We start from the raw sequence: 8,549 nt of genomic DNA, 5'->3' as shown, positions 1-8,549 counted from the left end.
TGTTTGAAAGTATATGTTACTGAAAAAGAAAAAAATCTATTAGAAAAAAAAGCAAGCTATTGTAATTTAAACATGACCAATTATTTAAGAACTATTGGAATAGATGGTGTGATTATAAAGAGAGATTATAGATGGATGAATGATGTCAATAAAATTGGGTCCAATATAAATCAAATAGCTAAAAAAGTAAATCAACAAAATAAAATGTTAGAAAAAGATTTCGTAGAACTTCAAAGAGAAGTAGAAAGACTTTCTAGCTTATTGTACTTAGAAATATTAAAATGAAAAAGACACTCGGCGTTAGCCAGAAGGAACTTGCATAAAGGCATCGCAAGTCCCTTCGGTCCATAGTGTAATGAAAACTAACAAGTCAATGTAGTATTTGAAAAATATCTATTAGGATCAACGATATTCCTTATTAATAAAATTAAAGTATAAGTTAAAGAATTATGGAATCAAATGTGGAGATATTTTTAAAATCTCCACATTTGACATGAAGACAGACATATAAAGTTAAATGAAAAAAGCAGCGATATAACAAATTGTTATATCGCTGCTTTTTTCATTTGATCTTAGTAAGGAACATCATCATCTATATAGTAACTATCATTACCAACACCTAACCATAAAGAAAAAGTTCCTCCTGCAATACTTCCGCCACCCCAAGGAGTATCAATTGCATAATTAGCAGTCCAATCTTGTCTAACTAGAGCATATCTATGTCTGCGTTCATCTTCTTTTTCTCTTTCAACTATAACTGTTTTATAATTAACTTCTCCAAAACCAGTTACGTTTCCAGAAAAGCATCCTGATGGAATTAAGTAATCAGGACCATCAACTACATTGACCCATTCGGCAAAGAAATAAGCTGATTGAGCACCTACTGTTTTAGCTATTCTCCAATCCCAATACCATGAATAACCAGAGCCTGATTCATATCCATAAGTAGTTAAAGTTGATTCAGGAAGAGTGTACCCAAAGTTTGAAAGATGATTATTTGAATTTTTAGATTTTAGAGAAAGTACTTCATTTAAGTCAGTTTTATTTTTTATTTTTCTTTTCAACAAAGCATTGCTTTTTTTTGAACCATCGATTCTTATTTTGTTTTCTAATACAGCTTCAACTTTGACAAATGAACCATCATTGAACCTATAATATCTTGTTTGACTCCCATCTGTAGGATCGAATTTATAAAAATCTTTAGGAATTAAGTTTAATTTTTTTTGATTGTAACAATCCCATTTTTGATTATTCTCAATTTTGTTGATAAGAATAGATTGCTTATTATTAGGCACTTGATTTTCTCTTAAGTATTCAATTAAGTTTCCTTTAGTTTTAAACCCAGGTGCATATTCAGTGTTTCCGCGCTGAGCAAAAACACTATTTGATGAGATAAACATAGAAAATAGAATAAATACTGCTAATGATAAAATAATATTTTTTTTCATAAAACCCCTCCATATTGTTAATTTTACATGATAAATAAACAATACCATAGATTTACATATTTGTAAATTAAAAATGCAATAAATTTGACTTTTAGATTTTTTTTTTGTAAAATTAATTCAAATGAAGTGTTAAATGGAGGGGAAATGAATCTAAAATCAAAGAAGGTAACAACAGCAATAATTTTTATTATTAGTATATGCATTTGGTGTATATATCAAACACATATAAACAGATTAGATGTTAATGAATTAAAAAAGAGTGTAGTTGAAATAGTGGTTAAAGACTTGAATGATCAAGAAGTTTTACTAGGTAGTGGACTTTATGTAGGGAATGGTTTGTTTATTACAAATACACATATTATAATGTCTGGTCCGGAGTTTCTAATATGTGATTACAGAGGGGAAAATTACAAAGTTGAAGGTGTAGTTAAATATGATGAAAATCTTGATCTAGCTATAATAAAAACTGTAGAAGTTTTAAATATACCTAAAGCAGACATTGCGAATACCAAGAAATCAAAAATTGGAGAGGAAATATTAACGATAGGTAATCCGAACGGTTTTAAAAATAGTATAACAGAGGGAATTATAAGCGGAATAAGAACAATCGATGAAAAAAAAATGATACAAATATCCGCGCCGATTACTTCAGGTAGTTCTGGAGGACCTTTAATTAATAAATTTGGAAAAGTTATAGGAATAAATAATTCTGGATATACAAATACAAATTTAAATTTTGCTATATCGATAGATTATATATTAGATTGGCTTATAGAATTAGAGGATAAAGAACACAAAAATATTGATATTATAGATTGGAAAAGAGAATGGGAAAGTAGAAATGAGAAAACTAAAGAAGAGATTAAGTATATAATTATTAATTTTTTTAAAAGTCTAGAAGAAGAAGATTTAAATGATTTTATAAAATACATTCATCCGGAAAGTCCAGCATATTCTTTTATTAGAATGTATATTACACCGTATTTTGGGTGCTATGATTTTGTTTATGATGTTGAGGGCATAGAAATACTAAAAAATGTAAATGGAATATTAGAAGTTAAAGTGAACTACAAAATTTTCAAAAAAGATGGTGGTGATTTTAAGAATCAACAGATATTAGCAGTATATAGATTTAAAAAGTGGATGAATGAATGGAAAATATATTTAGCTAAAGAAAAAGTATTATATGAATTAAGTCCATTTGAAGAATTTGATGACGAGGTACGATGAAGTTAAAATAGAGTGCTATGTATTATATTGGAGAAAATAAAAACTAGAGGGTGGATAAAAAATGAAAAAAATGTTTTTTGGAGGATTGTTATTTACAGGAGGAATTGTTGGATCCGTTGGAGCGCTTATAGTAGCGGGACTTAATCCGACTATCTCATATAAAATTAATGGATTACTTGGATGGTTATTACGTTCTAGAGCAGTTGTTCCGTTTTTGTTTTTTTCCATTATGGGTTTTATAGGAACTATAATTTGTATACGTGAAGCATTTTTTAATAATGATAAGTAGAATGAAAAATAAGAATAAAATTAATTTGACCGCTTAGCTTTTTATGTTATAATCAGATTAGAGAAGTTACAAAAAAAACCACTTACAAAGTGGTTAATACATAAGCTAGTTTCTCAGAGTGTTGGCGCACTTTGAGCGACTAATGGTATCCAAAGTACCGTAAGCCACGAGATAACTCGCTACTAGCTCTATAATATAGGCAAATTGTAACACATTTTGGACTATATTTCAAGCTATAAGAAAATGAGAAATTTTGGTTTGGGACTAATAAGCCCCTAGGTATACTTGATACCTAGGGCTTTTTTTATGTGAAAGTTTTAAAACCAATCAAAGGGTAAACTTTGATACTTGCTTGTAAGTTATATGAGAGGGCGATCACAAGAGTTTATACTAATTTACTTAATGATTCGCTATCTGTACGAGATACAGTATAAATATATCGTTGTGTAGACGAGCACAATCAGAAAATCGTCTCGGCTCTCATTGATTGCGGTGTTCCATCAAGAGATAACGTAAGGGGTTGAAAAGACATCAAGACCTCAATAAGCCTAACCTAAAGAATGATATTAGTACATTGGTTAAAACTAGATGTCGGGGGCAATGCAGGCGGAAGCTTGACTATCGAAAAGATAGGTACGCTCTAGCAATGTTAGTTAAGCTAGGGGGGGGCACGTAACAACTTGAAAAAGTTGGTAGTCGGATATAGAGTCTTTGGTGACTATAAAAGCGTGGTGCATAAAACTGCACAGTCAGGAACAACACACGGAATACGGATACATAGACTATACTGATTGTAGTGTCGTGCTAAGCAGATTTCCCTAATATTTCAAAACATAGGGAGAAGTCTGCCCAGCCGAGCCATTTCATAACTGCCTGATTGTATTAGAAACGCTTGTAAAAAGCAATGTTGTTTGGTATACTGGAACAGTTAAATATTGGTGTTAACGCTAGTATTTGAACTTTGTATTGAAAGGAGGTTTTGGAATATGGGTATGCCTACTTTTAAAGATATTGATGGCAATATACATTATTTAGATACTGATAACTTTGATATCTCAGTAGATTATTCTTCTGATATTATTACAAATGATATTTCTAATTATTTTGTAATAATAGAGGGTTCTACTATTGAAGTATCTGAAGCTGTTTATCACGCTGTTGATGATTTACTTTAAAAATAAAGACTATAGAATAAATCTTTAAAAAAGAAAAAGATTTATTCTATAGTCTTTATTTTTAAAAACGGTGGTATTACGAACTATTAATTGATTTTTAAAATCAATCAAGTAAGCTATTAAAAAAGTATGGAGAGTACGTTTATAAAGTAGTAAACTATTCTTAGTAAATTAATTGATTTCAAATATCGTTTTGCGGAATCGTTGAAGGAGTGATATTTATAATGAAGTTAGGTTATGCTAGAGTTAGTACTCGAGATCAATGTTTGAATAGACAATTGGATATACTCAAGGATTATGGTTGTGAAAAAATTTGGCAAGAAAAGATTTCGGGACAAGAAAAATTAAGACCAGAGCTTGAGAATTTACTAAAGTATGCAAGACAGGGTGATATAATTGTAGTAAATTCTATTTCAAGACTTGCACGATCATTGCGAGATTTATTGTCAATAGTAGATCAGCTAAAAGAAGCTAAAGTGGATTTAGTAAGTTTACAAGAACAATGGTTAGATACAACTACAGCACAAGGTCAATTGCTATTAACTATATTTGGTGGGTTATCAGAATTTGAGAGAAATTTAATTAGTGAAAGAACGAGAGACGGATTAAAGTCTGCTAGAGCTAGAGGACGAGTTGGTGGCAGACCTAAAGTCAATGATGAAAAGATTGAAAGAGCCCTAATGCTTTACGATTTAAAAGCATTAGGCGTTATGGATATATGCAGAATGACAGGAATAAGTAAAACTACACTGTATAAATACTTGAAAATAAGAAAATTTGAATCGCAAAATCGGAGAAAGTAATTGATTATTGCTTGGATTACATAAAACAATACAAGCTTTTTAAATTTTAATCGCTACTACTTTTATTTTTTACTATGAAATTACTTTGGAATCAAATATAATGTTAAAAAAAGGAGGAATTTAAAATGACTATTAACGCTGAAAGAAATGCTGTAAAGCGAGCAGAAAGAGAATGGAATGCAGCAATGGCTGCTAGGGAAGTTGATCCACAGAATTCTGATAGAATTAGAGAAGAGAGAGTTAAACAACAAAACTATCTTACCTTGAAAAATGAATTCCTCAACAAATGGAATGTTGGTGTATAAATTAATATTTAAACAAAAGTCGTAGCTTTTTAAAGAGCTATGACTTTTGTTTATCTGTAGCATAAATTTGTTTTTCTCGTTCTTGAATTTTTAAAATAAAATTCAAGTTTGCGTTATACGCTGAAATTATTCAAACTCTGTTACATAAATCATTATTATGCCCTTTTTTAGCCCATATTTGCCCTATAAAGGTATTTGTTTTCTAATCCACCGACTACACTAATCTTCAATTTTTTTTCTTTGGTAGCTAATTTAAACCTTCCATCTTAAGTCAATGGATCCATCTGTAAATATTTTTCTTAAAATTCAAGCAATAATTCTAATCTATTGTTAAATACTTAAGCTACTCTCCACTTGTGTCTACTGTGGTTACATGGTATTATTAGACCATAAATTAGTTGACAATATGCAAACTAATTTATATAAAATGTATACAGTCAGTAACATAAATACAATGAAAAAATAAGAGAAAAAAAAGAGAGTTTATACTCTCTTGATTTCCTTACTTATTAACAGCATCTTTACTATCCGGTCCGCCAAGATTAGATTGTGTAGGTGCTTTTTCTATATAATTTTCAATTGTAAAGTTAGCTTCTTTTAGATTGCAAGAAACTTTAGTTTTACTTATTCCATTTTTCAATGGGTATGTTTGGAAAAACATAAATACTAAAACAAAGATGACTATATCATGAATGTAATCCACTTTTTTCACCTCCTTTATATAATTGCATTCCTTTTACGTATCACCTACCTTCACTTTATATTATAGGGAAATATCAAAAATTCTTTACGCATAAATATATTTTACAACAAAACTAAACTAAATTAAAAGCGCAACAAAAAGGAATAATTGTACAAACGTCTATATGCTGGTGATCATCTCTATTATCTATATATCTAAAATAACCCCACATTACATATAATACAAATTCAAAAAGCATTCACTCTATAAGTCTTTTTTCAAGTCGAAATAATTATAAAATTAAAAACTTGAGAGAGTGAACTTTAAACCTCTTTTTTTGCTGATTAGTTTTTGTATTATAGTATATATACTATAATACATTAGAACTATAAAGTATGGTATCATATATAGTATATATACTATATATGAAACAATGTTATCTCATTAGTCACATCTTTATATAGTATATATACTATTTAAAGATGACATTTAAATAAGGAGGAATGAAAAAATGGGAAGAGTTAGTAAAAAGGATTATTTGAAAAAAAACAAGGATATATTAACTAAAGAATTTAAAGCGTATGGAAAAAGAATACTTTCGATTGTTGATTTAGGTCTACTATTAAAAAAACTTTCTGAAGAATACTTAATGCATAAACTAACTAGAAAAGAATTTGCAGATATTCTAGTATCTATTAATTTCTTGGAAATAGAAAAAATAACTTTGCCAAATAGAAAGATGACAAAATATATATTTGGTAAAGTATCTAAGTACGAATTAGCCTTATCAATAAATAAGGATTCGTATTTAAGTCATTATACTGCAGTATACTTATATGGATTGATAGATAACATACCTAAAACTATTTATACGAATACAGAACAATATAAAAAAAGTCCAATTAATGATGGAGAATTAGTACAACTAAATGTAGATCGAGCGTTTTCTAGACCAATGAGAAAAACGAATAATATAGCCAAGTTAAATGATTTTGATGTAGTTCTTTTAAATGGTAAAAATACTAGAAAATTAGAAGTATTAAATATAGCAATAGATGGAGTTGAATTACCAATAACTAGTTTAGAAAGAACACTCATAGACATAGTTACAAGACCAGATTATGCTGGAGGAGTTCAAGAAATTATAAATGCATATAAAGGAGCAAAAGGAAAAGTTTCTACTAGTAGGATTATAGCTACTTTAAGGAAATTTGATTATATGTATCCATACCATCAAGCTATTGGATTCTATTTAGAAAGGGCTGGGTATGACGAAAAAGTTTTAGCAAGATTTGATAAGCTAGATAAGAAGTGTGATTTTTACCTAACTTATCAAATGAAAGATAAGAATTATTCTAATCGTTGGAAGGTATATTATCCAGCATATTTAGATTAGCTAATTCATTAGATAGTTGATTACAGAGCTTAGAAACGTAATCAAAGTAGAAATCATAACTTTCTAAGGTTACACTTTCTGATACCGTATCTTTTACAGAAATAAAATTTTCTCGATGGAAATCTCTATAATTTTTAACTTTTGAAAGAAAATCTAGAGGTACTTTTTTTAGAGTAAATATATTTACTAGATCATTTAAATTTGATTCTTTCAAAATATCCTTTTTTATAGTTGGAACTATACCATTATGGAACTCTAAAACTGTGTATATATCGAAAAAATCTCTAGCCCTGGGCTTTCTATTTGTTTCAACATAATTATTGTACTCTTCGTGCTGCTGACATATTGCGCGAAGTTTTTCATAAACTATAGCAATTGGAGTATAAACATAGATTGGAAATCCATCTAAATCTTTTTCAATTTTAGATTTGCAATATTCATATTTACTAATATCAACTTTAAATACTTTACCACCAGTACTGCTAGTTAAAGTTGAATCTTCTACAGACAAAGCTAAGTTTCTTAGTTTAGCCAAAGTGATAGATCCACTATCTAGTTTAGATTTGTTTTCCAAAGAGACTATTTTAAATTCAAGAGTATATCCGCCCCAAAATTTTTCTTTTTCTTTAGGCATTTTTTTGGGTTTCTTTTTTAATTTCACATCAATTACAGTATAGTTTTCACGTGAAAATGTGTCCTTTAGACTTTTTTCAAATTTCTGTTGAGTAGAGTCTAAATCTTTATCTTCAAAGCTATTCTCCATAGAAACATCAATATCTATAGATGCTCTAGCATTTATTTTGTGAACTAATAGAGCATTCCCACCTTTTAAAGTAAAAAGGTCGAAAAAATCATCATCAGCGAATAGCGATTGTATAACTAGTTTTCTTAAAGTTTCTAACTTCATAATATTCCTCCGTTCTAAAGTTAAATAGATTGGTTCCAATTAAATATAACACATTTTGAAGGTTAGCAAGCATTGAATTTGAGGCCTCAAATTCGCTTGTTAGGGATGAATCCCTAAGACCCTAAATAAAAAAATAGACAAAAGGGAGGTAAACGGTGCGTATAAGAAATAAATGTTTGAAAGTATATGTTACTGAAAAAGAAAAAAATCTATTAGAAAAAAAAGCAAGCTATTGTAATTTAAACATGACCAATTATTTAAGAACTATTGGAATAGATGGTGTGATTATAAAGAGAGATTATAGATGGATGAAT

The 8,549-nt window shown here is 29.0% G+C and carries 10 protein-coding genes; 7 read left to right on the top strand and 3 right to left on the bottom strand.

Annotated features, from left to right (window positions below):
- Nucleotides 1-285, top strand: a 285-nt coding sequence (locus tag OIF36_04205) for a MobC family plasmid mobilization relaxosome protein (GenBank protein MCV6599662.1), incomplete at its 5' end; no start/stop codon positions are given.
- A gap of 287 nt (nt 286-572) precedes the next feature.
- Here the strand turns inward: OIF36_04205 and OIF36_04200 are convergent.
- On the bottom strand, nt 573-1,448 hold the full coding sequence (locus OIF36_04200) for a hypothetical protein (protein ID MCV6599661.1): 876 nt from the start codon (nt 1,446-1,448) through the stop codon (nt 573-575).
- A 144-nt stretch (nt 1,449-1,592) separates the two neighbouring features.
- Here OIF36_04200 and OIF36_04195 point away from each other — a divergent pair, with 144 nt between their 5' ends.
- The 5 genes from OIF36_04195 (at nt 1,593) to OIF36_04175 (ending at nt 5,250) form a co-directional block, all read left to right on the top strand.
- A complete protein-coding gene (locus OIF36_04195; GenBank protein MCV6599660.1) occupies nt 1,593-2,678 on the top strand; it encodes a S1C family serine protease in 1,086 nt (361 codons plus the stop codon).
- Between the two features lie 61 nt (nt 2,679-2,739).
- Nucleotides 2,740-2,967 (top strand): hypothetical protein, encoded by a 228-nt coding sequence (locus OIF36_04190; GenBank protein ID MCV6599659.1) that lies wholly within the window; start codon nt 2,740-2,742, stop codon nt 2,965-2,967.
- Nucleotides 2,968-3,953: 986 nt separating this feature from the next.
- On the top strand, nt 3,954-4,142 hold the full coding sequence (locus tag OIF36_04185) for a hypothetical protein (protein ID MCV6599658.1): 189 nt from the start codon (nt 3,954-3,956) through the stop codon (nt 4,140-4,142).
- Nucleotides 4,143-4,366: 224 nt separating this feature from the next.
- On the top strand, nt 4,367-4,945 hold the full coding sequence (locus OIF36_04180; protein MCV6599657.1) for a recombinase family protein: 579 nt from the start codon (nt 4,367-4,369) through the stop codon (nt 4,943-4,945).
- Between the two features lie 125 nt (nt 4,946-5,070).
- The gene (locus OIF36_04175) at nt 5,071-5,250 is read left to right on the top strand and encodes a hypothetical protein (protein MCV6599656.1); all 180 of its coding nucleotides are present in this window, start codon (nt 5,071-5,073) and stop codon (nt 5,248-5,250) included.
- A 502-nt stretch (nt 5,251-5,752) separates the two neighbouring features.
- Here the strand turns inward: OIF36_04175 and OIF36_04170 are convergent.
- Entirely contained in the window at nt 5,753-5,953 is a 201-nt protein-coding gene (locus tag OIF36_04170; protein ID MCV6599655.1) for a hypothetical protein, read from the bottom strand.
- 490 nt (nt 5,954-6,443) lie between these two features.
- Here OIF36_04170 and OIF36_04165 point away from each other — a divergent pair, with 490 nt between their 5' ends.
- On the top strand, nt 6,444-7,328 hold the full coding sequence (locus OIF36_04165) for a hypothetical protein (GenBank protein ID MCV6599654.1): 885 nt from the start codon (nt 6,444-6,446) through the stop codon (nt 7,326-7,328).
- Here the strand turns inward: OIF36_04165 and OIF36_04160 are convergent.
- Nucleotides 7,288-8,235: a nucleotidyl transferase AbiEii/AbiGii toxin family protein gene (locus tag OIF36_04160; protein MCV6599653.1), complete on the bottom strand. Its 948-nt coding sequence runs from the start codon at nt 8,233-8,235 to the stop codon at nt 7,288-7,290. The two genes, OIF36_04165 and OIF36_04160, sit on opposite strands and share 41 nt — an antisense overlap.
- Nucleotides 8,236-8,549: the final 314 nt, after the last annotated feature.

This window comes from Alphaproteobacteria bacterium (assembly GCA_025800285.1).
In the GTDB taxonomy this organism is placed as follows: domain Bacteria; phylum Pseudomonadota; class Alphaproteobacteria; order JAOXRX01; family JAOXRX01; genus JAOXRX01.
This window is presented reverse-complemented; position numbering and strand designations above follow the sequence as displayed.